General features: G+C 71.6%; 27 protein-coding genes. 15 read left to right on the forward strand and 12 right to left on the reverse strand.

What is annotated here, in order from left to right:
• Positions 1-13: 13 nt before the first annotated feature.
• The 6 genes from AB0I71_RS03170 to AB0I71_RS03195 all read left to right on the forward strand — a co-directional run bounded on the left by AB0I71_RS03170 (position 14) and on the right by AB0I71_RS03195 (position 7185).
• Positions 14-955, forward strand: coding sequence for a choice-of-anchor M domain-containing protein (locus tag AB0I71_RS03170; RefSeq protein WP_357581626.1), 942 nt, complete (start codon positions 14-16; stop codon positions 953-955).
• Positions 952-1746: an anchored repeat-type ABC transporter ATP-binding subunit gene (locus AB0I71_RS03175; protein ID WP_357581569.1), complete on the forward strand. Its 795-nt coding sequence runs from the start codon at positions 952-954 to the stop codon at positions 1744-1746. The genes AB0I71_RS03170 and AB0I71_RS03175 overlap by 4 nt, the downstream gene beginning before the upstream one ends.
• Positions 1746-2663 (forward strand): anchored repeat-type ABC transporter permease subunit, encoded by a 918-nt coding sequence (locus tag AB0I71_RS03180; protein WP_357581570.1) that lies wholly within the window; start codon positions 1746-1748, stop codon positions 2661-2663. The genes AB0I71_RS03175 and AB0I71_RS03180 overlap by 1 nt, the downstream gene beginning before the upstream one ends.
• A gap of 120 nt (positions 2664-2783) precedes the next feature.
• On the forward strand, positions 2784-4244 hold the full coding sequence (locus AB0I71_RS03185) for a choice-of-anchor M domain-containing protein (RefSeq protein WP_357581571.1): 1461 nt from the start codon (positions 2784-2786) through the stop codon (positions 4242-4244).
• A gap of 82 nt (positions 4245-4326) precedes the next feature.
• Positions 4327-5487, forward strand: coding sequence for a DUF916 domain-containing protein (locus tag AB0I71_RS03190; protein ID WP_357581572.1), 1161 nt, complete (start codon positions 4327-4329; stop codon positions 5485-5487).
• Positions 5488-5505: 18 nt separating this feature from the next.
• A complete protein-coding gene (locus AB0I71_RS03195; RefSeq protein WP_357581573.1) occupies positions 5506-7185 on the forward strand; it encodes a TIGR03773 family transporter-associated surface protein in 1680 nt (559 codons plus the stop codon).
• A gap of 180 nt (positions 7186-7365) precedes the next feature.
• Here the strand turns inward: AB0I71_RS03195 and AB0I71_RS03200 are convergent, their stop codons facing one another.
• Together AB0I71_RS03200 and AB0I71_RS03205 are read right to left on the reverse strand one after the other, a co-directional pair.
• Positions 7366-7629, reverse strand: coding sequence for a type B 50S ribosomal protein L31 (locus AB0I71_RS03200; RefSeq protein ID WP_357581574.1), 264 nt, complete (start codon positions 7627-7629; stop codon positions 7366-7368).
• Positions 7626-8912 carry a GTP-binding protein gene (locus AB0I71_RS03205; RefSeq protein ID WP_357581575.1) on the reverse strand — a complete coding sequence of 429 codons (1287 nt, stop codon included), beginning with the start codon at positions 8910-8912 and terminating at the stop codon, positions 7626-7628. Before AB0I71_RS03205 ends, AB0I71_RS03200 begins: the two co-directional genes overlap by 4 nt.
• A gap of 46 nt (positions 8913-8958) precedes the next feature.
• Between AB0I71_RS03205 and AB0I71_RS03210 the strand changes: the two genes are divergently transcribed.
• The 6 genes from AB0I71_RS03210 (at position 8959) to AB0I71_RS03235 (ending at position 11826) form a co-directional block, all read left to right on the forward strand.
• Complete coding sequence (locus AB0I71_RS03210; RefSeq protein WP_357581576.1) at positions 8959-9534, forward strand: winged helix-turn-helix domain-containing protein; 576 nt, start codon at positions 8959-8961, stop codon at positions 9532-9534.
• Positions 9535-9585: 51 nt separating this feature from the next.
• Positions 9586-9822 carry a 50S ribosomal protein L28 gene (rpmB, locus tag AB0I71_RS03215; RefSeq protein WP_357581577.1) on the forward strand — a complete coding sequence of 79 codons (237 nt, stop codon included), beginning with the start codon at positions 9586-9588 and terminating at the stop codon, positions 9820-9822.
• Positions 9822-9989 (forward strand): 50S ribosomal protein L33, encoded by a 168-nt coding sequence (rpmG, locus tag AB0I71_RS03220; protein ID WP_093410686.1) that lies wholly within the window; start codon positions 9822-9824, stop codon positions 9987-9989. The genes rpmB and rpmG overlap by 1 nt, the downstream gene beginning before the upstream one ends.
• 1 nt (position 9990) lies before the next feature.
• On the forward strand, positions 9991-10296 hold the full coding sequence (gene rpsN / locus AB0I71_RS03225) for a 30S ribosomal protein S14 (RefSeq protein WP_357581578.1): 306 nt from the start codon (positions 9991-9993) through the stop codon (positions 10294-10296).
• Positions 10297-10424: 128 nt separating this feature from the next.
• The gene (locus AB0I71_RS03230; protein WP_357581579.1) at positions 10425-11258 is read left to right on the forward strand and encodes a Bax inhibitor-1/YccA family protein; all 834 of its coding nucleotides are present in this window, start codon (positions 10425-10427) and stop codon (positions 11256-11258) included.
• A gap of 226 nt (positions 11259-11484) precedes the next feature.
• Positions 11485-11826, forward strand: a complete 342-nt coding sequence (locus AB0I71_RS03235) for a hypothetical protein (protein ID WP_357581580.1) — start codon at positions 11485-11487, stop codon at positions 11824-11826.
• 116 nt (positions 11827-11942) lie between these two features.
• Here AB0I71_RS03235 and AB0I71_RS03240 read toward each other — a convergent pair whose 3' ends face one another.
• The 3 genes from AB0I71_RS03240 to AB0I71_RS03250 all read right to left on the reverse strand — a co-directional run bounded on the left by AB0I71_RS03240 (position 11943) and on the right by AB0I71_RS03250 (position 15223).
• A complete protein-coding gene (locus AB0I71_RS03240) occupies positions 11943-13202 on the reverse strand; it encodes an acetyl-CoA C-acetyltransferase (RefSeq protein ID WP_357581581.1) in 1260 nt (419 codons plus the stop codon).
• A gap of 112 nt (positions 13203-13314) precedes the next feature.
• Positions 13315-14118, reverse strand: a complete 804-nt coding sequence (locus tag AB0I71_RS03245) for an SGNH/GDSL hydrolase family protein (RefSeq protein WP_357581582.1) — start codon at positions 14116-14118, stop codon at positions 13315-13317.
• 52 nt (positions 14119-14170) lie between these two features.
• Positions 14171-15223 (reverse strand): SGNH/GDSL hydrolase family protein, encoded by a 1053-nt coding sequence (locus AB0I71_RS03250; RefSeq protein WP_357581583.1) that lies wholly within the window; start codon positions 15221-15223, stop codon positions 14171-14173.
• 139 nt (positions 15224-15362) lie between these two features.
• Here AB0I71_RS03250 and AB0I71_RS03255 point away from each other — a divergent pair, with 139 nt between their 5' ends.
• Together AB0I71_RS03255 and AB0I71_RS03260 are read left to right on the forward strand one after the other, a co-directional pair.
• A complete protein-coding gene (locus AB0I71_RS03255; protein WP_357581584.1) occupies positions 15363-15719 on the forward strand; it encodes a YkvA family protein in 357 nt (118 codons plus the stop codon).
• A gap of 82 nt (positions 15720-15801) precedes the next feature.
• Positions 15802-17172, forward strand: a complete 1371-nt coding sequence (locus tag AB0I71_RS03260) for a cystathionine beta-synthase (RefSeq protein WP_357581585.1) — start codon at positions 15802-15804, stop codon at positions 17170-17172.
• Between the two features lie 91 nt (positions 17173-17263).
• On the opposite strand, the gene AB0I71_RS03265 is transcribed toward AB0I71_RS03260, so the two are convergent.
• The 7 genes from AB0I71_RS03265 to AB0I71_RS03295 all read right to left on the reverse strand — a co-directional run bounded on the left by AB0I71_RS03265 (position 17264) and on the right by AB0I71_RS03295 (position 25362).
• Positions 17264-17782, reverse strand: coding sequence for a GNAT family N-acetyltransferase (locus tag AB0I71_RS03265; protein WP_357581586.1), 519 nt, complete (start codon positions 17780-17782; stop codon positions 17264-17266).
• Entirely contained in the window at positions 17779-18708 is a 930-nt protein-coding gene (locus AB0I71_RS03270; RefSeq protein ID WP_357581587.1) for a ribonuclease Z, read from the reverse strand. The genes AB0I71_RS03265 and AB0I71_RS03270 overlap by 4 nt, the downstream gene beginning before the upstream one ends.
• 318 nt (positions 18709-19026) lie before the next feature.
• Entirely contained in the window at positions 19027-20220 is a 1194-nt protein-coding gene (locus AB0I71_RS03275; protein ID WP_357581588.1) for an osmoprotectant NAGGN system M42 family peptidase, read from the reverse strand.
• Positions 20217-22112, reverse strand: coding sequence for an N-acetylglutaminylglutamine synthetase (gene ngg / locus AB0I71_RS03280; protein ID WP_357581589.1), 1896 nt, complete (start codon positions 22110-22112; stop codon positions 20217-20219). Before ngg ends, AB0I71_RS03275 begins: the two co-directional genes overlap by 4 nt.
• Positions 22113-22114: 2 nt before the next feature.
• Positions 22115-23899 (reverse strand): N-acetylglutaminylglutamine amidotransferase, encoded by a 1785-nt coding sequence (locus AB0I71_RS03285; RefSeq protein ID WP_357581590.1) that lies wholly within the window; start codon positions 23897-23899, stop codon positions 22115-22117.
• A gap of 299 nt (positions 23900-24198) precedes the next feature.
• Positions 24199-24861, reverse strand: a complete 663-nt coding sequence (gene msrA / locus AB0I71_RS03290; RefSeq protein ID WP_204011343.1) for a peptide-methionine (S)-S-oxide reductase MsrA — start codon at positions 24859-24861, stop codon at positions 24199-24201.
• Between the two features lie 84 nt (positions 24862-24945).
• Entirely contained in the window at positions 24946-25362 is a 417-nt protein-coding gene (locus AB0I71_RS03295; RefSeq protein WP_357581591.1) for an HIT family protein, read from the reverse strand.
• A 214-nt stretch (positions 25363-25576) separates the two neighbouring features.
• Here AB0I71_RS03295 and AB0I71_RS03300 point away from each other — a divergent pair.
• A partial coding sequence (locus AB0I71_RS03300) for a PLP-dependent transferase (protein WP_357581592.1) occupies positions 25577-25885 on the forward strand: 309 nt, incomplete at its 3' end.

The raw sequence follows: 25885 nt of genomic DNA on the forward strand, positions 1-25885 counted from the left end.
GAACAGCGTGAAGATGACCCGCCTGACGGCGGTCGTCCGGGCCGTCGTACCGGTGGTCCTGCTGACGGTGCTGGCCCCCGGCGGCGCGGCGCTCGCCGCGCAGCCCGCGTCGCCCGACCCGGCGCTGGAACAGTCCATCGGCGCCGACCAGCCGGTCGCCGGTGAACCGGCAGTGCTGAACGCCGGCCACGTCGACCTCGGGCCTCGGTACGTCGACGACGAGTGGACGCTGCTGATCCACGACGACGCCGCCGAACCGGTGTGGCGCGATCCGGACCGTACCGTGCTCCAGGTCAGCGACGCGGCCGTGCAGACCGTGCCGGACGACCCGGCGTACGGGTTCCTCGGGGTGCCGGCCGGCACCTCGGTGCACGTGGTGCCGCAGATCCAGGATCCGCAGGTGGTGTGGCTCGGCTGGAACACCCAGGACCCACAGGTCATGCGGACGATCGATCGCGGCGTGACCCTCGAACTCGCGGGCGTCGACGGGCCGGGCGAGGTCACCATGTACGTGCAGTCCGGCACCTTCGGCGAGCCGCAGGTGCTGTGGCGCTCGACCGAGCCGCCCGGCCAACCGATGTGGGTGGAGGTCAACACCCACACCCACGCCAACTGGGTCTTCACCGCGCCCGGCGTCTACCTGGTGGCGGTGCGGGTGAGCGCCGACCTGATCAGTGGTGAGCGGGCCTCGGTGACCCGGCACCTCCGGTTCGCCGTCGGGGACGCCACAAGCACCGACGAGGCCCTCGCCGCGCGGCCGGGCGCGGTAGCGGAGCCGCAGCCGGCGGCCGAGCCCGACGAGGCGTCCGGGGCCGGTGGCGGTGGGCCCCGGCTGGTCGTCGGTCTGGTCGCGGTGGCGGCTGCGTTGGCGGTGGCACTGCTCGTGGTGGTGCTGCGTGGCCGGTCGGTACGCCGCCGGGTCGAGCGGGAACGCGCAGCGGGGTCTGTCTCATGACCACGTCAGGTCTCGTACCGGCGCACACGGGGAAGCAGACCGCCACCGGCAGCGCCCTCACCGTGGAGGACCTGGACGTCGACCTCGGCGGCCGGCCCGTGCTGCGCGGGGTGCGCCTACACGTCGAGCCGGGGGAGCTGGTCGGGCTGATCGGGCCCAACGGGGCCGGCAAGACCACCCTGCTGCGGTCGGTGCTGGCCCTGCTGCGGCCACGGGCCGGTCGGGTGCTGGTCGGTGGGGTGCCGAGCCGGCCGGGACGATCGGTGATCGGCTACGTACCACAGCGGCACGAGTTCGCCTGGGAGTTCCCGATCTCGGTGGAACAGGCGGTACTCAGTGGCCGTACCGGCCGGATCGGGCTGTTGCGTCGCCCGGGTGCGGCGGACTGGCGGGCGGCGGCCGAGGCCATCGACCGGGTACGCCTGGGCGAGCTGCGCCGTCGCCCCGTCGGTGAACTCTCCGGCGGGCAGCGGCAGCGGGTGCTGGTGGCCCGCGCGCTCGCGTTGCAGCCGACGCTGCTGCTGCTCGACGAGCCGTTCACCGGGCTGGATCTACCTACCCAGGAACTGCTCGACGAGCTGTTCGCCGGGTTGGCCGCGGAGGGGAAAGCGCTGCTGATGACGACCCATGACCTGGTGGGCGCAATGGAGTCCTGCGCACGACTGGTGCTGCTGAACCAGCGGGTGATCGCCGACGGCCGGCCCGACGAGCTGCGCGACCCGCAGGTGTGGATGCGGACGTTCGGCGTGAGCGAGCGCTCGCCGCTGCTGCGGATCGTCCGGGCCGGCTGATGTCGATCATCGACTTTCTCCACGACCTGACCAACCCGGATCTGGCTTTTCTGCCCAAGGCCCTGGCCATCGCGGTGATGTCCAGTGTGGTCTGCGGCGTGGTCGGCTGCTACGTGGTGCTGCGCGGGATGGCGTTCATCGGCGACGCGGTCGCCCACGCGGTCTTCCCGGGCCTGGCGGTCGCCTTCGTGCTTCAGGGCAGCCTGGTGCTGGGGGGTGCGGTGGCCGGCATCCTGACCGCGCTGCTGATCGCGGTGTTCGCGCAGCACCGACGGGTCAAGGAGGACTCGCTGATCGGGGTCTTCTTCGTGGCCGCCTTCGCCCTCGGCATCGTGATCATTTCCCGGGCCCCCGGGTACGCGGGTTCGCTGCAACAGTTCCTGTTCGGTTCGATCACCGGCATTCCCGACCGGGACCTCTACACCGTGGGCTTCACCGGGCTGGCCATCCTCATGGTGCTCCTCCTGCTGCACAAGGAACTGGTCGCGGTGAGTCTGGACCGGGAGATGGCACGTTCGGTCGGGTTGCCGGTGTTCTGGCTGGACATCGTGCTCTACGTGCTGGTCACCCTGGCCGTGGTCATCTCCCTGCAGACGATCGGCAACATCCTGGTCCTCGCGCTGCTGATCACCCCGCCGGCCACCGCCCGGCTGCTCACCGACCGGCTTCCGGTGATGATGCTGCTCGCGCCACTGATCGGCGGCGGGTCGGCGCTGGTGGGGCTCTATCTGTCGTGGAGCTACGACCTGCCGGTCGGTGGCACGGTCGTGCTGGTGGCCACCGCCATGTTCCTGTCGGCCTGGCTGTTGGCACCCCGGCACGGGCTGCTCGCCCGGCGCTGGCGAGGGGCCGGAAGGCGTCATGCGGAACGTGGGCGGACCACCGGTCCCGGCGGAGCCAGGGAAGCAACCGTCTGAGATGCCCGAACAGCCCACTAGCTAATGAAAACCATTTCCGTTAGCTTGTGGGCGGGGCGGTTGCCCCGATCGCGACCACGTCCCGCTGCTGACCCGGCGCGGGCGAGGAGAGGAACAGAGATGAGAACACCAGGTGTCCGCGTACTCGCGGCCCTGATCGGCGGGGCGGTGATCGCCGCCGGGACAGTGCTCGCGGCGCCCGCCGCCAGCGCCGCCGAGAAGGTGGTGCTGTCCAAGGGGCACACCGATGCGATTGATGTCCACTACGACGGCGGCGCCCTGTCGCTGAAGGTGCACGACGACACCGTCAGCCCGGCGGTGACCCGGAACCCGGCCGACGTGATCTTCCAGGTGCTGCCCGAAGCGGCCATGCCGGTGCCGGACGATCCGCGATTCGCCTTCCTCGGCGCGGCCGGATCGCAGATCTGGCTGCTCCCGATGACCCAGAACCAGAACCTGCTCTGGCCGGGCTGGAACACCACCACCCTGGGGGCCGGCACCTTCGCCGGTGACAAGGTGCGGCTGAGCCTCGTCGACGTCGACGGGCCCGGTGCGGTGTCGGCGTTCACCCAGGACACCTTCGGCGGCCCGCTGGTCAAGTTCCGCAGCGACGACGGCCTGCCGGACGCCATCGACGTGCCGGTCCGTACCCACGCCCACGCCAACTGGGCGTTCAGCGCCGAGGGTGCCTACACCCTGACCTTCCAGGCCGACGCGACGCTGACAAACGGGACCACGGTCAGCACCGGACCGGTCGACTACTCCTTCGTCGTCGGCGAACTCGACGGCACCGGACCGGGAACGGTGCTGACCATCGGCGGGATGGCCGAGGAGTACCAGCCCGGTGACACCGTGACCCTGCGGGCGGTGCAGACCCCGCAGACCGAGCTGGACCACTACCACTGGTTCAGCCGCTGCCCCGGTACCGAAACCTTCGCCGTCATCCCTGGCGAGGCCGGCCCGACCTACAGCTTCACCGCCACCCGGGAACTCAACGCCTGCGAGTACCAGGTGAAGCTCTACGACGACGACCACAGCGTCGTCGCCACCAGCGAGGAGGTGTGGCTCTGGGTGGCCTTCCCGCCGGCCGACCCGGGCACCTCGCAGACCATCACCGCCTCGATCGACCCGACCCAGGGTGCCCTGGTGATCAGCGTCGACCCGGACGACCGCAGCGTCGTCCTGCCGCCGGCGCAGCTCTCCAGCGCGGGTGACCGCTGGGAGAGCGACGGATCCCTGCGCCCGGTGACGGTCACCGACACCCGCGCCGGCACCCCCGGCTGGAGCGCCTCCGGTCAGCTGCCACGGGACTTCGCCAGCGCTGACGGCACCACCTTCAGCGCCAGCCACCTCGGCTGGATGCCGAAGATCGTCAACCAGTCCGCAGGGCAGGGCGTCGTCACCGGCCCGGCTGTCCAACCGTCCGTCGACGGCGGGCTCAGCAGCAGCGCGGTGCTCGGCTCGGCACCCTCGGGCGTCGGACGCGGGACCGCCACCCTCTCCGCCGACCTGCGGCTGCGGCTGCCGACGGAGACCGCACCCGGCACCTACACCGCGACGCTCACCCTGACCGCGATCTGAGGCGGTCGCCTTGACGGCGGGCCGGGCGGTCGATGGTGGCCGCCCGGCCCGTACCACCCCGACCCGAACGGACCCACCCGTCATGCGTACGCCCGCTGCCCTGGCCGCAGCCGCCCTCCTGGCCAGCCTCGCCCTCCCCGCAGCGACTCCGGTCAACCCGGCGTCCGCCCTGCCCGCGAACGTCGCCGCCGCCACCGAATCGCTCACCTGGGGGGTGGCTCCGTCCAGCCCGGACGGCCCGAACGGGCGGGCGGCCTTCGAGTACAAGCTGGCCCCCGGCGCCAAGCTCACCGACTACGTGGCCGTCACCAACCATTCGGACCGGCCGATCACCCTCGACGTGTACGCCAGTGACGCGTACACCACCCAGCGGGGCGGGTTCGACCTGCTGCCCGCGGACGAGAAGCCGACGGACGTCGGCGCCTGGGTGACCTTCCAGACCCGCACCCTCACCGTGCCGGCGACGTCCCGGCTGGACGTACCGTTCACCCTCGCCGTACCCGGCAACGCCACGCCCGGTGACCACCCCGGCGGCATCGTCGCCTCCCTCGCCGCCACCGACACCGACGCGCAGGGCAATCAGGTCTCCGTGGACCACCGGGTCGGTGCCCGCCTGCATCTCCGGGTCACCGGCGAACTGCGGCCGGCGCTCGACGTCGAGGACCTGACGGTGACCCACGACGGCACCTGGAATCCGCTGCGCGGCGGCACCGTCACCGCCACCTTCACCGTCCGCAACAGCGGCAACGTACGGCTCACCGGGCAGCCGGAACTCGCCGTCGCCGGACCGTTCGGGATCGCCCGGCGCGCCACCGACGGCGACGTGCTGCCGGAGATCCTGCCCGGCGACAGCTACCGGACCAGTGTGCGTGTCACCGGCGTGCCCCCGCTGCTGCGGCTCGGGAGCACGCTCACCGTCACGCCGGCCGCCGTCACCGACGAGGTGCTCGACCCGGCTCCGGCGACCGTCACCCGCGAGGTCGGGCTCTGGGCGGTGCCCTGGTCGCAACTCGTGATCCTGCTGCTCGCTGCGGCCATCGCCGCGCTGGCCATCGGCCGGCGACGCCGTCGGCGGCGCCGGGGTGCGCAGGAGCTCGCCCGCGCGGTCGCCGAGGCCCGCGAGCAGGGCCGCGCCGAGGCGGCCGGCACCGGAAGCGCCCCCACCACGCCTGCCGCACAGCCGGCCGGCACCGGTGCCGCAGGGGCGGACGGGTCGGGTCCGGCCACCCGCTCCATCGACTGATCCACGGAGGAGAACCACATGATCGCCGTACGCCGGGCAGCCACTGCTCGCGCCGCAACAGCCCGACGTCGGATCGCCGCGATCGCCGCGGTGTCGGCACTCGCCGTCGCCGCGACACCGACGCCCGTCCAGGCAACCGAACCGGCCGACCCGCCGGAGGCCGGGCACGCGACCCCGCACAGCGCGGCCGGCGCCGACCTGATCTCCGTCGTGCTGCGGAACAACCTGCTCGACCTGGAGGTACGCGAGCTGCCCGCCGATGGCCGGACCGCACCGGCGGCGGGCGGGACGGACCCGTCCACTGTCGTCTTCGGGCCGGCCGACGGAAGCTCGGTGCGGGTGCCGGAACTGGCCGCGTTCCGCTTCCTCGGCCAGCCGGGACGCCCGATGTGGGCACTCACCGCCGGCGACACCGAGTTCGCCGCACTGGACACCACCAGGGTGAGTAGCGGGCGGGTCCGGGACGACAGGATCGAACTGTCGCTCGACTCGGTGGACGGGCCAGGCGGCTTCGCCGCGTACACGATAGGTGGTCTGGGCCGGCCGACCCCGCTGTTCGGCAGTCTGGAAGGCATGCCGCGCGCCAGCGACGTGCCGGTCGCGACCCGTACCGGCGGCCTGGTCTGGCTCTTCGACGCGGCGGGGGAGTACCGGCTGACGGTGACCGCCGCGACCACCCTCACCAGCGGCGGACGGGTGAGCGCCGACGCCACCTACCGGGTGCTGGTGCCGGAGATCGACACCCCGGGACAGATCCCGGTCCCGGCGCCGGCACCGCCGGCCGCACCTGAGGCGGCGGTCGACGGCGCCGTGCCGAAGGCGGCTCCGGCGGCTCCGCCCGGCGCGAGCGGGCGCACCACGGCCGCCCGCAGCCCGGCGCCACCCGCCGCTGCGCCACTCGCCGCAGCGGCCGAACAGAAGGCCCCGGCGCGTACCGGACAGCAGGTGGTGGTCGACGACGGGCACATCGACATGGGACCGCAGCTGAACGGCAACGACTGGACGATCCGGATCAAGGACGACACGGTCACCCCCGCGGTGTGGCGCGACCTCGCCGACGTGGTGCTGCACGTCAAGGACAACGCCAGGACCAGCGTGCCGCAGGGCGCGGACTTCCTGGGCCGGCCGGGCGACCAGGTGTGGCTGCTGCCCCAGGCGCAGCGGTCCGGGATCGTCTGGCCGGGATGGAACACCCAGCACCCGACCGTCGTCTCCGGCATCCGTGGCCCGGTGACGTGGCGGTTCAAGGGAGCCAGCGGGCCGGGCCGGTTCACCCTCTTCCTCACCGGGTCCTTCGGCGCGGCCGAGGTGCTCTTCGACTCAGGCAAGAGCCTGCCGCAACAGCTCGACATCCCGGCCAACACCCACGCGCACGGTAACTGGGCGTTCAGCCGACCGGGCCTCTACCGGCTCGCGTTCGAGATGACCGGCACCACCACCTCCGGTACCCGGGTGACGGACACGAAGACCCTGACGCTCGCGGTCGGCGACGCGACCGATCCGAACGCCGGTTTCGGTCCGGGCGCGGGCGGCGGGTCCGGCAACGGTGGTGACGGCAACGGGGGCGGCAACTCCGGTGGCGGTGGCAAGCTGCCGCGTACCGGGATGTCCTGGCAGCTTCCCGCCACCGGCGTGCTGCTGGTCGTCGCCGGAGCGTTCGTGCTGGTTTCGCTCCGTGGCCGCCGACCACGTCACTGAGCTGCCCGGTACCCCCCTCCCGCGAGGGAAGCGTTTCATCGCGCTGCCCAGCACCGACCCCGGACGGATGCCTGGCCCGGGTCCCGCCGGGCTCGCCGGGCCGCCCGGGTGCGGCCCGGCGAGAAAGACGGAAGCGGCGCGCACCGGCTCGGTCGGTGCGCGCCGCTCTGCTGTTCCGGGTCAGCGTGGCCGCTGAGATCCGCGGCGGGCGTACTTGTTGCGGAACTTCTCCACCCGGCCCTCGGTGTCGAGCAGCCGCTGCCTGCCGGTCCAGAAGGGATGGCTGGCGGAGGAGATCTGGACATCGATGACCGGGTAGGTGTTGCCGTCGGTCCATTCGACGGTCTGGTCGCTGGTGGCGGTGGACCGGGTGAGGAAGGCGAAGTCGGCGTCCCGGTCGCGGTAGACGACCGGACGGTAGGCAGGGTGGATGCCGGGTTTCATGTGGGTTCTCCCTGGGTCGGACGGGCGGTCAGCTCGGTGAGCGGAAAGCAACCGGCGAACGGGTCGGGGTAGCCGCGCCACGCCTGCTCGCCGTCCGCGAGTTCGGCATCGGTGAGCAGGCAGCCGGTGAGGGTGCGGTGCAGGTCGGCCGGGTCGAGGTCCAGACCGATGAAGACGAGATGCTGGTGGCGGTCGCCGTAGTACGGATCCCAGTCGAGGGCGGCGGCGAGCCGGCGATGGTCGGACGCCTCCGCCCACCGGGCGTCGGGGAGAAAGGCCAGCCAGCGGCCCAGCGAACCGAGGCTGAGGCCACCGCCGGCGAAGTCCCAGGCGATGACCGTCTCGGGTTGGCTGGCCAGCCACAGGTGCCCGCGTGAGCGGATGACCTCAGCATTTACGGCTTCGAGGACATCGTGCAGCCGCTGGGGATGGAACGGGCGGCGGGCGCGGAAGTCCACCGAGACCACCCCGCAGTCCGGGTGCGGTTCGTGCACCCCGAGGACGTGTCCCTCCAGGCCGCGTACCAGCACCCCGGGGGTCTCGGGGCGGTGCCGGTGGGTGCGACGTAGCTGGCGGGTCAGCGCCTGCGCGTCGACGACGTCGTCGCCGACGTGGACCTGCGTCGCCCAGGGCGTCATCCGTTCGAGCAGCACCGCCAACCGACCGGTGTCGTAGTCGCCGTCGCGGGACCGCCCCCACAGCACCAGGGTGTCGGCGTACTCGATCTGGCGGACGATGACGTCGGCGAGGGACCTGTCGTCGTCCTCGGCGGCGTGGATGTCGCGGGCCCTGAGGTCGTCGGTGCTGGCGAGCCCGTCCAGCAGGTGCTCGGCGTCGACCACCGTGACGTACGAGTCGACGTGCAGCAGGTCGGTGACCGGCGCGCCGTCGACGAGACAGTGCGTGCAGGCGGCGGCGACCGCCTCGGGCTCCACCACCTCGGGCAGCATCAGGATCAGGTCCCGGTCGGGGTGCGCGCGGGCGAGCCGGGCGAGCGTGGGCAGCACATCCTCGCGCAGTGTGCAGGAGACGCAGCCGTGGGCCAGTGAGATTCGCTCGTCCTCAAGCACACCGGAACTGTCGCGGACCACCCGGTGCACGCCGCCGACGCGTACGTCGGCCAGGTCGTGCCGGACCAGCAGCAACGCCGGATCGGCGGCGAGCAGAGCCCGGGCAACGGCGTACGTCGCCCCGGGCCAGAAGCCACTGAGCACGGTCAACGACGGGCGGACGCGGGCCGCCGCGGTGCCGCTGCCGGCCGGTGCGAGTGGTGACGTCGACATCAGAACCCCCTCGACGATAGTTGAAAACGGTTGTCATTATAGGCAGGTGACTACTGAGGCGTGGCGAGCGAGGTCCACCCGGACGGCCCCATCGGTCTTTCCGGACGACGGCGGCGTGGTGGTCACGGTCCGGGTGCCCCTGCTCGCGGGCCCGGTCGACGCCGAGGTGGCTCGGTTCCTGCGACTGGTCGGGCGGCTCGCGGCGCGGCAGGGGCGTCGGAGCGTCCGTGGGGTGCCCCCGCCCCGGCAGGACAGCCCGAGCGCCCGCGGGGTGCCTTCGGCGTCAGGCGGGGAGGTGCTGCGGATCCTGCCGACCGCTCGGACGGTCTACCTGGGTGATCGCGAGGTGGTGCTCACCCGTCGGGAGTTCGACCTGCTGTGGCACCTTGCCGAGCACCCCCGCCAGGTGTTCACCAGGACGCAACTGCTCGACGGCGTCTGGGGTCACCTCCACACCGGCGTGCGCAGCGTCGACGTCCATGTGCGGCGGGTGCGCGCCAAGTTCGGCGATGACCTGCCGGTGATCTGCACCGTGCGGGGCGTCGGCTACCGGCTCGGGTCGACGGTACCGGTGGAGATCGTCCGGGACCCGGTCGAAGAGCCGACCGTGCGGGCTATGTAAGAATGAAAACCGTTACCGACAACTCCTGGTGCTGATCCCTGAGGAGGAACCGTGTCCCGACGCTGTGACGTCACCGGCGCGAAGCCGAGCTTCGGCAACGCCGTGTCCCATTCCCATCGGCGTACCCGCCGTCGGTGGAACCCGAATCTGCAGAGCCACCGCTACTGGCTGGCCTCGGAGCGCCGATGGGTCCGGCTGAACCTGACGGCCAAGGCGTTGAAGACGGTGGACCGTAAGGGCATCGAGAAGGTCGTGGCCGAGTTGCGTGCCCGGGGAGTGTCGGTCTGATGGCCCGGCAGACCGACGTACGCCCGATCGTGCGGCTACGCAGCACCGCCGGCACCGGCTACACGTACGTGACCCGGAAGAACCGTCGTAACGACCCGGATCGGCTGACGTTGCGCAAGTACGACCCGATCGTGCGCCGGCACGTCGAGTTCCGCGAGGCGCGCTGACATGGCACGCAGGAGTCTGAGCAACCGGCAGGCCCGCCGGGCCGAACTCGTCGCTCGGCATGCCGAGCGGCGTGCCGAGCTGAAGCGGATGATCGCCCACCCGGAGACCGACCCGGCAGCGCGCGCGGAGGCGGTGCGCCGCCTGGCCGGGCTGCCCCGCGACTCCAGCCCGGTACGGCTGCGTAACCGGGACATGGTCGACGGACGACCCCGGGGCGTGCTGTCCCGGTTCGGTCTGTCCCGGGTCCGCTTCCGGGCCATGGCGCTCCGCGGCGAACTACCCGGCGTCCGCAAAGCCTCGTGGTGACGTCACCCACGCCCCCCAACCGGCACTCTCAGGGTTCGCTCAGCCTTCCGATCACCACCGGGCTGTGCCGGGCGTTTACTCTTGTAGCGCGCGTTGACGTGCCACGACCCCCTTAGGGAGGCCAGACAGTGAAGACTTCGAACCCGGTGCTCGCCCGGCTCGGTCAGGCGGCCGAGCGGGAGCGGGCCGCCGGGTACGCCCCGTCCGGGCCGTACGGACAGCCCGGCTACCCCCAGCAGGTCCCGCCGCAGGCCGGTTACCCCGGCGCGCCGGGCTTCCCGTCGGCCCCGCCGGCGGTCACCCCCATGTCGATCGACGACGTGGTGGTCAAGACGGTCACCCTCCTGGCCATCCTCGGCGTCGCCGCCGCGGCGGCCTGGGCGCTGGTGCCCGACGCGCTGCTCGGCGTCGCCTGGATCGGTGCCGCCGTCGTCGGCCTGGTGCTCGGCCTGATCATCTCGTTCTCCCGGATGGCGAATCCGGCGCTCGTCGTCGCGTACGCCGTCGTCGAGGGTGTGCTCGTCGGAGCGCTTAGCAAGTTCTTCGAATCGCTGTACGACGGCATCGTGCTCCAGGCGGTGACCGCCACCTTCGGTGTCTTCTTCGTGATGGCCATGCTCTACAAGGCGCGGGTCATCCGGGCGACGCCGAAGTTCGTCAAGGGCATGATCGCGGTGATGGCGGGCCTGTTCGCCGTCATGCTGATCAACCTGGTGCTGGCGCTCTTCGGCGTCAACACCGGCCTGCGTGACGGCAGCCCGCTGGCCATCGGATTCAGCATCGTCTGCATCGTGGTGGCCTCGCTGAGCTTCGTGCTCAGCTTCAAGGAGGTCGAGGACGGCGTCCGGATGGGCCTGCCGCAGCGCTACTCCTGGGTGGCCGCGTTCGGCATCCTGGTCAGCCTGATCTGGCTCTACATCGAGATGCTGCGCCTGCTGAGCTACTTCCAGGGCGACGACTGACCTCGCCGCCCCACGACCGACCGGCGCCCGCCCCACCCCGGGGCGGGCGCCGTCGTCTCACCCCCACCCCCACCCCCACCCCCACCGTGCCGCTCCCCTCCGGCACCCTCCCTCTGCGCCGATCATGCAGTTGTGGCACCGCACAGGTCGGGCGTAAGCGGAGAAATCGACGACCACAACTGCATGATCGACGGTCGGTTGGGAGTGGGTGCGTAGAGTGCGGGGGGTGGCGGGTGGAGGTGGGAGCGAGCGGGGGGTGGAGGTCGCGCGGGGGGTGGAGCTGTTGGTACGGCAGGTCAGCCACTGGCAGCAGCCACGATGGTCGGCCGCCGCGTCGGTCGGCAACGTGTCCCGGGCGGATCTGGTGCACCGGCTGGTGCAGGAGGTCGCCAACCTCGCCGCGGACGCGGAAGGGCAGCCACGACGAGCCGTACCCCGGCTCGACAACGACCTGGCCCTGCCCGACCAGCTCCGGGTGGTCACCGCCGACCTGCTCGCCGCGGACCCGAGCGAGGAGGCCCTGGCCCGGGCCGCCACCGAGGTGGCCGCGACCCGGACCGCGCTCTAGGCCTCGACGACGGCTCGACCGGGCGACTGCCCAGCGGATGCCGGTCGTGGCGTCGGGCCAGGGCAGCGCGAGGATCGTCGCAAGTTCCTGACCCGACACACCCGTCGGTCGCGGTGTCAGCTCAGGCGCTCGATGACCATCGCCATGCCCTGTCCGCCGCCGACGCACATGGTCTCCAGGCCGATTGTCGCGTCATGCCACTGCAGGGCGTTGAGCAGCGTGCCGGTGATCCGGGCGCCGGTCATCCCGAAGGGGTGACCGACGGCGATCGCGCCGCCCATCACGTTCAGCTTCTCCTCCGGGATGCCGAGCTGGCGGTACGAGGGGATCACCTGAGCGGCGAACGCCTCGTTGATCTCGACCAGGTCGACGTCGTCGATGGTCATGCCGGCGCGTTCGAGTGCCTGCCGGCTCGCCTCCACCGGACCGAGGCCCATGATCTCCGGCGACAACGCGGTGACGCCCGTGGAAACGATCCGCGCCAGCGGGGTGACGCCCAGTTCCTCGGCCCGCTGCGCGCTCATCACGACCACCGCGGCGGCCCCGTCGTTGAGCGGGCAGCAGTTGCCGGCGGTGATCCGGCCGTCGGGGCGGAAGACCGGCTTGAGCGCGGAGACCGCCTCCAGGGTGACCCCGGCCCGGGGGCCGTCGTCGGTGCTGACCACCGTGCCGTCCGGCGTGGTGACCGGGGTGATCTCACGGGCCCAGAAGCCGTCGGCGATCGCCTTCTCGGCCAGGTTCTGGCTGCGTACGCCGAAGGCGTCCATGTCCGCGCGGCTCACGTCGTACACCTGCGCGAGATTCTCGGCGGTCTGTCCCATGGCCAGGTAGACGTCGGGCAGGGCGTCCTTCTCGCGCGGGTCGGTCCAGACCGGCGCGCCGGCCTCGGTGCGGTTCTGGGACCGCTCGCGTGCCTGCGCGAAGCGGGGGTTCTCCCAGCCGCCGAGCAGGGCCTGAGCCTCGGGCGGCAGGCCGTCGGAGCTGCCACGCGCGTACCGGGAGACCATCTCGACGCCGGCCGAGACGAAGACGTCGCCCTCGCCGGCCCGGATCGCGTGCATGGCCATCCGCGTGGTCTGCAACGAGGAGGCGCAGTAGCGGGTGAGGGTGGCGCCGGGCAGGCCGTCGAGGCCCATCAGTACGGCGACCACGCGAGCCATGTTGAAGCCCTGTTCGCCGCCGGGCAGGCCGCACCCGAGATAGAGATCATCGATCTGTCGCGGGTCGAGCTGCGGCACCTTGTCCAGGGCCGCCTGCACGATGGTGGCGGCCAGATCGTCCGGGCGGAGATCGCGTAGGGACCCCTTGTGGGCTCGGCCGATGGGGGAGCGGGCGGTGGCGACGATGACGGCGTCGCGGGACGACTCAATCGGCATACGGTCACGTTAACTCGCCGGTAACTTGCGGCGGAAGTTTTCTGCCGGCCGGGAAATGTCACCCTGCGCACCCGGACGACAGGTGAGCAGCGACGACAGGTGAGCCGACCGGTCAGCGGCGCGGGGTGACGGCTGCCGCGGCGATCACCGAGGGCAGCAGGGCGTGCGCCCAGACCCGGTAACCGTCGGCGGAGGGGTGGTAGCCGTCGTGACAGAAGGTGCCGGCGTCGGCGCGGAACACCGGGCCCGTCTCGGTGGCCAGGTCGACCACCGTGCCACCGGCGTCGAGCACCGCACCGGTCTGCGCCCGGGCGACACGGCGCCCCATCCATCCGACGACCTGCCGCAGCGGTGCCGCGATCGCGCGTACGGCGCCGAGATCCGGGCAGGTGCCGACCACCACCTCGACACCGGCCTGACGCAGCCGATGCACGGCCGCACCGAGGTAGGCGGCGGCCTCGGTCGGGCGGCGCATGCTCGTGACGTCGTTGGCGCCGACCAGGATGACCGCCACGTCCGGCCGCTCGCCGAGCAACGCCCGGGCCACCTGGGTGGCCAGGTCGGTGGAGCGCGATCCGGAGACACCGACGCTGGACAGGTGGACCTGACGCCCGCTGGGTCCCTCGGCGAGCAGCTCCGCCAGTTGTCCGCCGATGGTGTCGCCGAGACGGTCCACACCGACGCCGAGGGCGGAGGAGTCGCCGAGCAGCACCAGGCGCAGCGACGGGGCACCGGCCCGACCGACGGTCGCCCGCAGGGCCAGGCCGAGTTCCGGCTGGGCGTAGCGGCGGTTGCGAGCCACCACGGCCTCTCCGGCGAGCACCGCGGCCCCGCCGAGCGCGCCAGCGAGCAGGGAGAACGCGGCGGTGCGGGCGACCCGCGCGGCGACCCGGGTGCCGGGAGGGAGGCCGGTCATGGCGCCACCCTCGGGCCGGCGTCGGAGCCGTACCGGCCCCTGATCCGCTCGGTCATGAGAATCCTTCCACTGCGGGTGAGTCGACGGTGGGCGCTGGCTGCGGCGTCGGACCGACACCGAAGAGCCCTCGCCGGCGCAGCTGCGCCCAACGGCCGGCCGGACCGTTCTCGCTGCCCCGGACCTGCGTACCGCTGACCTCCGTCCCCGGGTGCCGAGCCGCCTCCTGCGCGGCCTTCGGCAAAGACCGTACGCCTTCCAGGCGCGTTGGCGAAGGCCTGCGTTCGGCACCGTGCCCGAGGGCGGAGAGCACCGTCGGCAACAGCGCGGCGGCTGCCGCCGCGTATCCGTCGGCGGAGGGATGGAAGCGGTCCCAGGCGAACATCCGTCCCGGTTCGGCGTTGAACCGGGGACCGAGCAGGTCACCGAGGGAGACGGTCCAGCCGCCGGCGGACACCACCGCGACCGTCTGCGCCGCGGCGAGTTGCCGGCTCCAGCGGCGGGCCAACCATCGCAGCGGCGGTTGGATGGGTCGGATCGCACCCAGGTCCGGGCAGGTCCCGACGACCACCTCGGCACCGACCGAGCGAAGCGCCCGGACCCCCTCGACGAGGTAGCGCACGGCCAGGGTCGGCGGCGTACGGTTGGTGACGTCGTTGCCGCCGATGAGGATGACCGCGACGTCGGGGTTGCACTCCAGGGCCGCCTCGACCTGGAATTTCAGGCCGGCCGAGATGGCACCCACCACCGCGAAGCGGTGCAGCCGGACGGGACGCTGGAGGCGCCGGGACAGGCCGGTGGCCAGCAACGCGCCGGGCGTCTCACGGCGGCGGTGCACTCCGTAACCGGCGGCCGACGAGTCGCCGAGAATGACCATGGTGATCGCGGGTCCGGGGAACTTCGCGCCGTAGGTGCCGTCGCAGCGTGGTGGCGGCGCCTCGGCCATCGGAATGGTGCGCCGGGCCTGCCGGGCCTGACCGAAGAGCACACCGGTCGTCGCCGCTGCGGCCGCCACCGTGGCGCCCGTGCCGATGGCCGCCACACGGGCCACCCGCAGGGCACGCTGCCAGCGCGGACGATCCGGTACGACAGAACCAGCGACCCCCATACCGTGACACTAGCGCGCCTGTCTGACGCCCCGCTGTCGTCGTCGCGGCGCTCCGGTGCCTGGAAAACGACCGTGCTGGGTACTTGGATGGACGGTGTTGCGGCGGGGCGTCACGCTGCACGTGGAAAGGAGCACGACGATGGCTAAGACGTTGAAGCGAGGTGCCGCGTTCGTGGCCCTGGCACGGGCGATGACCGCCGGTGCCCGGGGCGGGCCGTCGCTCGGCGCCCGGATCGGGGCGCTACCCAGGATGATCTCGGCCACCGCCCGTGGCCAGTACGACGGCGGGCTGCGGCTGGCCATGATGACCGCGGCCACGGCGTACATCGTCTCGCCGATCGACGCGGTTCCGGAAATGTTCCTCACGGTGTTCGGGCTGATCGACGACGCGGTGATGGTCACCTGGCTGGCCGGTGCGGTGCTCGCCGAGACCGAGCGCTTCCTGGAGTGGGAGGCACGTCGCAGCACCGTGGTCCCCGGCCACGTGGTGCCCTGACCGACGTACCCTGGGCGGGAATTCCACCTGACTCACCCGCCCGGCCTGGCGTGCCGGCGCCGCAGCAGAAGGGCACAACGAGGTGCAGTACTACGACAACGTCGTCGAAATGATCGGCAACACGCCGCTGGTACGGCTACGCAACGTAGCCGAGGGCATCCAGGCGACGGTGCTGGCGAAGGTGGAGTACCTCAACCCTGGCGGGTCGGTGAAGGACCGGATCGCGCTGCGCATGGTGGAGGACGCCGAGGCGGCGGGAATTCTCCGCCCGGGTGGCACCATCGTCGAGCCGACCAGCGGCAACACCGGCGTCGGCCTGGCTCTGGTGGCCCAGCTCAAGGGCTACCGCTGCGTGTTCGTCTGCCCGGACAAGGTCAGCCAGGACAAGCAGGACGTGCTGCGGGCGTACGGTGCCGAGGTGGTGGTCTGCCCGACCGCCGTGGCACCGGAGGACCCCCGCTCGTACTACAACGTCTCCGACCGGCTGGCCCGGGAGATCCCCGGCGCGTGGAAGCCCAACCAGTACGCCAACCCGGCCAACCCGCGTTCGCACTACGAGACGACCGGCCCGGAGCTGTGGAAGCAGACCGAGGGACGGATCACCCACTTCGTGGCCGGGGTGGGTACCGGCGGCACGATCTCCGGCATCGGGCGCTACCTGAAGGAGGCGTCCGGCGGGACCGTCAAGGTCATCGGCGCCGACCCGGAGGGCTCGGTCTACTCCGGCGGAACCGGCCGGCCGTACCTGGTCGAGGGGGTCGGCGAGGACTTCTGGCCGGAGACGTACGACCGGGACGTGGCCGACGAGATCATCGAGGTCTCCGACAAGCAGTCGTTCGAGATGACCCGGCGGTTGGCTCGCGAGGAAGGGCTGCTGGTCGGTGGCTCCTGCGGAATGGCGGCCGTCGCGGCGTTGGAGGTGGCGCGCGCCGCCGGCCCGGACGACGTGATCGTGGTGCTGCTGCCGGACGGTGGTCGGGGCTACCTCTCCAAGATCTTCAACGACGACTGGATGGCCCGCTACGGCTTCCTCGACGCCTCCGGTTCGGAGCCCACCGTCTCCGAGGCCCTGGCCGGCAAGCCGGGCGGCCTGCCCGAGCTGGTCCACGTGCACCCGACCGAGACGGTCCGCGACGCCGTCGACTACATGCGCGAGTACGGCGTCTCGCAGCTGCCGGTGCTGAAGGCCGAGCCGCCGGTGGTGACCGGTGAGGTGGCCGGCTCGATCGCCGAGAAGGATCTGCTCGACGCGCTATTCACCGGCCAGGCGCAGCTGCACGACACGATCGAGCGGCACATGGCACCCCCGCTGCCGATGATCGGCGGCGGCCAGCCGGTCAGCGAGGCGGTGAATCTGCTGGAGAAGTCCGACGCCGCGCTGGTCCTGATCGACGGCAAGCCCAAGGGCGTCCTCACCCGCCAGGACCTGCTGGCCCACCTGGGCGCCCGCTAACCCCCAACCCACCCCCACCCACCCGCGTTGATCATGAGGTAGGCGGCATCGTGGAGATCGAACACTGCCGCCAACCTCATGATCAACACAGTTAAAGGGGTTGGAGGGGGCGGGCGTAGCGTAGTTGGGGGGTGAGGGTGGTGCCGATCGTGTCGTCGCGCTTCTGGCCGGTGGGGTGCCAGCCGCCGCGCTCGTAGAAGCGGCGGGCGTGGGTGTTGTCGCGCAGCACCCAGAGGACCGCGCGGCGCCAGCCGCGGGCCCGCATGCCGGCCAGGGCGTCGACCATCAGCGCCCGGCCGACGCCGCGACCCCGCTCGGTCGGCTCCAGGTGGATGGCGTTGAGCAGGCCGGTCGCCGGGTCACCCTCGTCGTCGGGGCCCAGGTAGCTGAAGCCGGCGAGCGTGCCGTCCCGCTCGGCCACAGTGAGCAGGTGGTCGGCCCGCTCCCAGGTCCACCGCTGCACCCAGTACTCGCCCATCGCCTCCGGTGTCGGGTGGGCCAGCGCCTCCGGCGGCAGGAACGAGGAGTACGCGGCGACCCGGGAACGTTGGTGCAGGGCGCCCACCGGCATGAGATCGGCCGACTCTGCCGGACGCAGCGTGACGGTCACTCAGCCGAGGGTACCCGTCGGGGCGGCACCTGAACCGTGGCCAGATCCTCGGCGATCACCAGATCCCCGTCGAAGTGCCGGCGGGCCTCGTCGGCGAAGCGGACCGAGTCGGCGTACCGCTGGGAGAAGTGGGTGAGGACGAGTCGGCGTACCCCCGACTCGGCCGCCACCCGCGCGGCCTGGCCGGCGGTGAGGTGCCCGACCTCGGCGGCGAGCGCGGCCTCCGACTCCAGGAACGTCGACTCGATGACCAGCAGGTCGGCGTGCTCGGCGAGGGCGTACACACCGTCGCAGAGCCCGGTGTCCATCACGAAGGCGAACCGCTGCCCCGGTCGGCGCACGCTCACCTCGTCCCGGGTGACGCGGCGCCCGTCGAGGTCGAGGTGGCCGGTGCGGTGCAGCTCACCGACCGCCGGCCCGGCGATGCCGTACGCGGCCAGCCGCTCCGGCAGCATCCGGCACCCGTCCGGCTCCAGCAGCCGATAGCCGTACGTCTCGACGGGGTGCCGCAGCCGGCGCGCCTCCAACGTCCCGTGGCGCAACTCGATCCGCTGTCCGTCCGCCTCGATCGGCTCCACGGCCAGCTCGGCGGTCTCATGGAAGGAACTGGCGTGCCGCAGCCGGGCGAAGTAGTCGGCACCCCCGGCCGGGAAGTGCACCGCCACCGGATGGGGCACCCGGTCCAGGGACAGGCGCTGGATGGTGCCGGGCAGGCCGAGGCAGTGGTCGCCGTGGAAGTGGGTGACGCAGATCCGGGTCAGGTCGGTGGCGGTGACGCCGGTGTGCAGCAGTTGCCGCTGGCTACCCTCGCCGGGGTCGAAGAGGATCACCTCGTCGTCCCAGCGCAGCACGTACCCGTTGTGGTTGCGGGCCCGGGTGGGTGCCTGGCTCGCCGTGCCGAGCACCACCAGCTCGCGCATGGACACGGCCGCCTCCGGTGCGAATGAAGCGACCCCCGGGGCTTCCGCGCTCACGCGCGGGCCGGCTGGACTGGGCCGGCACCCCGGGGGTCGGGTGGCTGTCGTGGTTTCGCCGCACCGCTGCCACACGGTCTCGACGATTCTTACCGTGCCCGTCCCGAGGGACGAGCTGTCACTGTCGAGGACAGCGGCTAGCGGACAGCCACCTCACGAGTCCGATTGCTATACAAGTCTGGACCACCTCCTTTCCCGTGTACCGCCACGCTATCCAGCCGCCGGCCCACCGGCAACGGATTTCGATCACACCGCCGGCCGCCCCCGCTGTCAGGCGCTCTGGGCGATGCCGATCGGGCCCTCGCGGGGGCCGTCCGCGTTGGCCGGCTGCACCGCCAGCGACGGGAAGTCGGCCAGGTCGCCCTCCGGCTCGGCGTCCCATTCGGGGAACACCAGATCGCTCTGGAGGTAGAGGCAGATCAACTGGGCCAGGTGGCGCAGCCCCTCCAGGTGGGTGCGCTCGTGACCGTGGGTGGCGTCGACGCCGAACCCGAGCAGCGCCACCCGGGCGTGTGCGCCCGCCTCCACCGCCGCCGCCACGTCCGAACGGTAGTAGTCGAAGACGTCCCGGACGAGATCCACGTCGTGCTCCCGGGCGATCGCTGCCAGGTTGCGGGTGAGGTGGTAGTCGAACGGTCCCACACCGTCGCCCATCGCCAGGGTGGCGGAGTGTTCCCGGGACTGCTGCCCGGGGGCGACCACCGCCGCGTCCACCGAAACGATCTCGGCCACGTCCGGGTCGAGGCCGTGGGACGCGCCGTGGCCGATCTCCTCGGTCACGGTGACCAGCAGGTGCGCGGTCACGGCGGGCTTCACCCCGGCGTCGACCATCGCCTTCATGGCGGAGAGCACCGCGGCCACGCCGGCCTTGTCGTCCAGGTGGCGGGACTTGACGTACCCGCTGGGGGTGACCGTCGGGTTGGGCAGGAACGCCACGAAGTCGCCCGCGTCGATGCCGAGCGCCCGCAGGCCGGCGATGTCCTCCACCGGCTCGTCGACGCGTACCTCCACCTGCTCCCAGCCGAAGCCCTGCAGATCGACGCCCTCGTTGTAGCGGTGGCCGCTGGCCTTGAGCGGCAGCACCTGACCGGTGACCACCCGATCCAGGTCGTCGGTGAAGATCCGTACGTGGGCGCCCTCGGCGAACCGGGCGCTGTGCGTACCGATCGGCTTCAGCTCCAGCCGGCCGTTCTCCTTCAACCGCTTGACCATCCCGCCGATGGTGTCGGTGTGTACCACGATGGCCCGGTCCGCGCCGGTCTCGCGGGGTCCGGGCAGGCAGGCGCTCAGCGCGCCCCGGCGGGTGAGCGTCGACGGGATACCGAGCGCCGACAGGCGCTCGCCCACGTACTGCTGCACATGATCGGTGCGCCCCGACGGGCTCGGAATGTCGAGCAGCTCGACCAGGACCTGGCGTAGATAGTCCAGGTCAATGGGGAGCGGAGTGGTCTTGCGTACGGTCATGCCCCAGATGGTGCCGCACCCGCCGGGGTCCACAGCCGCTGCGGTGCCCGAGTCCCGGGAAAGAGCAGATCCACGAAGCGTTCGGCGGTGGGCTGCGGCTCGTGGTTGGCCAGCCCGGGCCGCTCGTTGGCCTCGATGAAGACGTGCTCTGGTTGGTCCGGCGCTGGTACCAGCAGGTCGAGCCCGGTGACCGGGATGTCGATGGCGCGGCTGGCGGCGACGCACGCCTCGGCGATGGAGGGGTGCAGCTCCCCGGTCACGTCGTGGATGGTGCCGCCGGTGTGCAGGTTCGCGGTGCGCCGCACGGCCAACAGCTGGCCCTCGGGCAGTACGTCGTGCAGTTGGTAACCGGCCTCGGTGACGACGTCCCGGGTCATGTCGTCGAGCGGGATGCGGGACTCGCCACCGGTGGCGGCGGCCCGGCGGCGACTCTGCCGCTCGATCAGCTCGGCGATGTCGTGCACGCCGTCGCCGGTGATCGAGGCGGGCCGGCGTACGGCGGCGGCCACCACCTCGTGATCGATCATGACGACCCGCAGGTCCTCACCGGTGCACAGCTCCTCCAGCAACACCTCGGGGCAGAACCGGGCAGCCAGCTCGACGGCGGCGGCGAGTGCCTCCGGGGTGCGTACGCCGACGGTGATGCCGTTGCCCTGCTCGCCCCGGGCCGGCTTGACCACCAGCTGGCCCACCTCGGCCAGGAACTCCGCGTCGGCGGTGTCTCCGGTGGCGGTGCGCCCGCGCGGTACCGACAGGCCGGCCTCGGTCAGGATCCGGCGGGTGACCCGCTTGTCGTCGCAGCGGCTCATCGCCACCGCCGAGGTCAGCTCGGACAGCGACTCCCGGGTGAGGATGGTCCGGCCGCCGCTGGTCAGCCGCAGCTCGCCCCACTCCGGGTCGGTCACCTCCACCCGGATGCCCCGCCGCATCGCCTCGTCGGCGACGATCCGCGCGTACGGGTTGAGCCCGTCGTAGCCCACCGGCATGGCCGGCAGGAACAACCGCTCGTTGATCGGGTTCTTCCGCTTCACGCAGAGCGTGGCGGTGCGGTAGAAGCCGAGCCGCTCGTAGAGCCGGATCGCCCCGGCGTTCTCGGCGAGCACGGACAGGTCGACGTACGCGCGGCCCCGGGCGACCAGGCGACCGGCCAGCTCGGTGATCAGTGCCTGCCCGGTGCCGGGCGGGGCCTGGTTGAAGTCGACGGTCAGGCACCACAGGCTGGCGCCGTTGTCCGGGTCGTCGAAGACCGCCACATGGTCGATGCCGGTGATGGTGCCGACGATCTCGCCGGTGACCGCCTCGGCCACCAGGTGCAGGAAACGGTCGGTCGCGGCGTTGTCGACGAGCACGTCGACCGGGGCGGTGACCATGCCGTTGGCCGCGTAGATCCGATTGACCGCGTCGGCGTCGGCGGCGTCACGCAACCGGCGGATGCGTACCCCGGGCAGCTCGTTGCGGCCGTCGAGCGGTGCCGGCGTCTCGGCGGTGCCGGCCTCCTCGGTGGTACCGGCGCCGGGGCGGGGCCCGCGACGGTCCCCGCCGAGCGGCAACCGGAAGGTCAGCGACGGGTCGATGAACAACTCGTCCGGGAGCCGGGAGACCAGCACGTGCGGATCCCGCAGGTAGATGCAGATGTCCCGGGCGCCGGCCGCCTCGGAGCGCAGTACGTCGGCCACCGCGGACTGGTCGGCGAAGGTCTGGCCGAAGACCAGCCGCCCCCAGCCGCAGTCGACTATGACATCCGCACCGGTGCTCGGGCGCTCGTCGGCGGTCGGGTCGGCGTTGCCGCCGGTGGCGATCGGATCACCGCCCGGCCCGACCCGCTCGTACCGTCTGCCGGCGCCGCGGCCCCGGTCTGTCCGGGCGACGCCGGTGGCCAGGGTGTCGGTCACGGTCAGTCGATTCCGTGGCTCTGGAGCCACATTTCCAGGAGTCCGAGTTGCCACAGCTTGTTTCCGTTCAACGGGGTCAGTTCGGCGTTGGGAGCGTCGAGCAGGGCGTTGACGTACTCGGTGCGGAACAGGTCACGGCGGCGGGCCTCGGGGGCGTACAGCGCGTCGCGTACCCGGTCGAGGAGCTTGCCCTCCAGGTGCGTCAGGCCCGGCACCGGGAAGTACCCCTTGGGCCGGTCGATCACCTCGTGCGGCAGCACGCGGCGGCCGATCTCCTTCAGCACACCCTTGCCGCCCTGCGCCAGCTTCAGCTCCGGCGGGCAGGCGGCGGCCAGTTCCACGAACTCGTGATCCAGGAACGGCACCCGGGCCTCCAGCCCGTGCGCCATGGTCATGTTGTCGACCCGCTTCACCGGGTCGTCGGTGAGCATGATCTGCGTGTCGATGCGCAGACCGGCGTCGACGGCGGTCTGCGCGCCCGGCCGCGCCAGGTGCGCGGCGACGAACTCCCGGGCCGGATCGCCGTCGGTGAGCCAGTCGGGGTTGAGCACCCGGGCCAGGCCGGCGCCGTCGCGGTCGAAGAAGGCCCGGGCGTACGTGTCGAGGGCCTGCTCCCGGCCGACCTGCGCCAGCGGCGGGTACCAGTGGTAGCCGCCCAGGATCTCGTCGGCGCCCTGGCCGGACTGCACCACCTTGACGTGCCGCGACACCTCCTGGCTCAGCAGGTAGAAGGCGACGCAGTCGTGGCTGACCATGGGTTCGCTCATGGCCGCGACGGCCGCCTCCAGCGGCGGGACCAGGTCCTGTGCGGCGACCCGGATCTGGTGGTGGTCCGTGTCGAAGGTCTTGGCGACCACGTCGGAGTAGCGGAACTCGTCACCCTCCCGGCCGCCGACGGCGTCGAAGCCGATGGAGAACGTGGAGAGCCCGCGCTGCCCCTCCCCGGCCAGCAGGGCGACCACCAGGCTGGAGTCCAGGCCGCCGGAGAGCAGCACGCCGACCGGCACGTCGGCGACCATCCGCCGGCGTACGGCCGTGGTGAGCGACTCGTGCAACGCGTCCTGCCACTGCCGTTCGGACCATCCGGCGTGCTCGTCGCGGCGGAGGAACGGAGGGTCCCAGTAGACCCGCTCGTGACTGCGGCCGTCGGCCTCGTAGACCCGGACGGTGGCCGGTGGCAGCTTGGCGACCCCGCGCAGGATGGTGCGCGGCGGCGGCACGATGCTGTGGAAGCTGAGGTAGTGACCCAGCGCGACCGGGTCGATCGTGGTGTCCACCCCGCCGCCGGCCAGCAGCGCCGGCAGGGTGCTGGCGAAGCGCACCACGCCTGCGGACTCGGCGAGGTAGAGCGGCTTGATGCCGAGCCGGTCCCGGGCCAGCACCAGGCGACCGGTGTCCCGTTCGCTGATCGCCACGGCGAACATGCCGACCAGGTGGTCGACGAAGTCCAGCCCCCACTCGGCGTACGCCTTGACGACGACCTCGCTGTCGCCGGTGGAGAAGAAGTGGTGGCCCTTGGCCTGAAGCTCGGCGCGCAGCTCTCGGTAGTTGTAGATGCAGCCGTTGAAGACGCCGGTCAGCCCGGCGGCGGAGTCGACGATCGGCTGGCCGCTGGCCGCCGACAGGTCGATGATTTTCAGTCGCCGGTGGCCGAGGGCGACAGCCCCCTGTGACCACACTCCGCTGCCGTCAGGCCCCCGATCGCACATGGTGGCGGCCATCCGTTCCACCGCTGCGACGTCGGCACGCGTCGCGTCCCGTCGGAACTCCCCAGCCAGTCCGCACATGTGAGCCCATGCTGCCAGAGGATGTTGCGATTAGCCTGTTGAGACCATGACGGTCGTGTAACAGCATTGCTAGAATCCGCGCCCCGCGATCAAGCGGGTGTCATGCCGGCCGAGCGCTTGGCTGTTTCATGCCCACCTGGCGTCTCTTGCGGCGTTTGTGGAGCAGTTCCGGGTGTGACGAATGCCGCAATACGTGCAGCGTCGATGTGATCACGGACCGGTGGCCTGGCGCACACACGGCGACCGGCCCGCCGAATCGGCGGGCCGGTCGTCAGGACGCGCATACCGTGCGTGGCTGCTCAGCCTGCGGTACGTGCCACCCCGACCGGGCAGCTCAGCCCGTTCGGGCCGTGGTTGCAGTACCCGTTCGGGTTCTTGGTCGGGGCGAGGTACTGCTGGTGGTAGTCCTCGGCCAGGTAGTAGTCGCCGAGCCGGGCGATCTCCGTGGTGATCTCGCCCTTGCCGGCGCGGGCCACGATCGGCGCGAACGCCTCCCGCGACGCCTCGGCGATAGCGAGCTGCTCGTCCGTGCTGGCGTAGATCGCGGACCGGTACTGGGTGCCCACGTCGTTGCCCTGGCGCATGCCCTGGGTCGGGTCGTGGTTCTCCCAGAAGACCTTCAGCAGGTCCTCATAGCTGATCTTCGTGGGGTCGTACACCACCTCGACCGCCTCGGTGTGCCCGGTCATCCCGGAGCAGACCTCCTCGTACGTCGGGTTCGGGGTGTAACCACCCGCGTAACCCGCGGACGTGGTGAAAACGCCGGGCAGGGTCCAGAACAGGCGCTCGGCCCCCCAGAAACACCCCATACCGAACACGGCGACCTGGTAACCCTCGGGGAACGGGCCCTTCAACGGGGTCCCGAGCACCTCGTGCCGGTCGGCCACCGGCATCGCGATGGGACGGCCCGACAGGGCCTGGTCGGGTGAGATCATCTCGGCCTTCAAGCGGCGGAGGAACACGGTGGGACTCCTTTCGTACCCTTCCCCGCGTGCAACACCGGCGGACCCCGCTTCCTTACCCGCCCCACCGCCGCTCAGGCCGGCTCACCCCGCCAGGGCCGTGTGGATCCGGTCGGCGTAGGACGCGGCCTCGGCGTCGTCCGCATAGCGGGTACGAGGCCAGAAGAAGCCACGTAGCCCGTCGCCCTTCGTCCTGGGCACCACATGGGTGTGCAGGTGCGGCACCGACTGGGACACCCTGTTGTTCATCGCCACGAACGTGCCGCCCGCCCCTAGACCGGATTCGACAGCCACGGCGATCCGCCGCACCAACCCGAAGTAGCCGGCGAGGGACCCCGGCGGCAGGTCGGCGAGGGTGACCAGATGGGTGCGTGGCACCACCAGCACATGGCCCTTGAACACCGGCCGGGTGTCCAGGAACGCCACCCCGTCCGGCTCGTCGGTCACCCGGAACGCCGGCACCTCACCGGCCACGATCCCGCAGAACACACACTTATCCACGGTCAGGAAACGAACTCGGGGAGCCGACGTTCCCAGATGGCGACCAGACGCCTTGAGGTGAGCCGCCTGAGCCGGCCAATCATGATCAGACGGGATGGAAGGCTCTTGGTCGGGGTCACCCGGGCAGTATCACTCAACGGTCCGACAGGGCTCCGGAGGCGAGCCGGGTTGGGTTCCAGGCGATCCGGCAAGCAGGGCGACTAACGTCTGCGGAATGACCCACGGCTTCGAGACGCTCGCCATCCATGCCGGCCAGGACCCCGAGGCCCGCACCGGCGCGGTGATTCCACCGATCTACCAGACCAGCACGTACGCCCAGGACGCCGTCGGCGCGCCGCGGCTCGGCTACGAGTACAGCCGCTCGGGCAACCCCACCCGCGACGCGCTCCAGGAGTGCCTGGCCGCGTTGGAAGCCGGCCAGGTCGGCCTCGCCTTCGCCAGCGGCCTCGCCGCCGAGGACACCCTGCTGCGTACCGTGTGCGCACCGGGTGACCACGTGGTGATTCCCGACGACGCGTACGGC

The organism is Micromonospora sp. NPDC049891, from assembly GCF_040660295.1.
Classification (GTDB): domain Bacteria; phylum Actinomycetota; class Actinomycetes; order Mycobacteriales; family Micromonosporaceae; genus Micromonospora.

Bases quoted from the DNA above. Each gene is read 5' to 3' on its own strand.
- AB0I71_RS03240 (WP_357581581.1), bottom strand. From the start codon at position 13,202: ATGCCGATTGAGTCGTCCCGCGACGCCGTCATCGTCGCCACCGCCCGC.
- AB0I71_RS03285 (WP_357581590.1), bottom strand. From the start codon at position 23,899: ATGTGCGGACTGGCTGGGGAGTTCCGACGGGACGCGACGCGTGCCGAC.
- AB0I71_RS03180 (WP_357581570.1), top strand. From the start codon at position 1,746: ATGTCGATCATCGACTTTCTCCACGACCTGACCAACCCGGATCTGGCT.
- AB0I71_RS03255 (WP_357581584.1), top strand. From the start codon at position 15,363: ATGGCTAAGACGTTGAAGCGAGGTGCCGCGTTCGTGGCCCTGGCACGG.
- AB0I71_RS03200 (WP_357581574.1), bottom strand. From the start codon at position 7,629: ATGAAACCCGGCATCCACCCTGCCTACCGTCCGGTCGTCTACCGCGAC.
- AB0I71_RS03245 (WP_357581582.1), bottom strand. From the start codon at position 14,118: ATGACCGGCCTCCCTCCCGGCACCCGGGTCGCCGCGCGGGTCGCCCGC.
- AB0I71_RS03190 (WP_357581572.1), top strand. From the start codon at position 4,327: ATGCGTACGCCCGCTGCCCTGGCCGCAGCCGCCCTCCTGGCCAGCCTC.
- rpmG (WP_093410686.1), top strand. From the start codon at position 9,822: ATGGCCCGGCAGACCGACGTACGCCCGATCGTGCGGCTACGCAGCACC.
- AB0I71_RS03175 (WP_357581569.1), top strand. From the start codon at position 952: ATGACCACGTCAGGTCTCGTACCGGCGCACACGGGGAAGCAGACCGCC.
- AB0I71_RS03250 (WP_357581583.1), bottom strand. From the start codon at position 15,223: ATGGGGGTCGCTGGTTCTGTCGTACCGGATCGTCCGCGCTGGCAGCGT.
- AB0I71_RS03170 (WP_357581626.1), top strand. From the start codon at position 14: ATGACCCGCCTGACGGCGGTCGTCCGGGCCGTCGTACCGGTGGTCCTG.
- rpsN (WP_357581578.1), top strand. From the start codon at position 9,991: ATGGCACGCAGGAGTCTGAGCAACCGGCAGGCCCGCCGGGCCGAACTC.
- AB0I71_RS03275 (WP_357581588.1), bottom strand. From the start codon at position 20,220: ATGACCGTACGCAAGACCACTCCGCTCCCCATTGACCTGGACTATCTA.
- AB0I71_RS03185 (WP_357581571.1), top strand. From the start codon at position 2,784: ATGAGAACACCAGGTGTCCGCGTACTCGCGGCCCTGATCGGCGGGGCG.
- AB0I71_RS03205 (WP_357581575.1), bottom strand. From the start codon at position 8,912: ATGTCGACGTCACCACTCGCACCGGCCGGCAGCGGCACCGCGGCGGCC.
- AB0I71_RS03195 (WP_357581573.1), top strand. From the start codon at position 5,506: ATGATCGCCGTACGCCGGGCAGCCACTGCTCGCGCCGCAACAGCCCGA.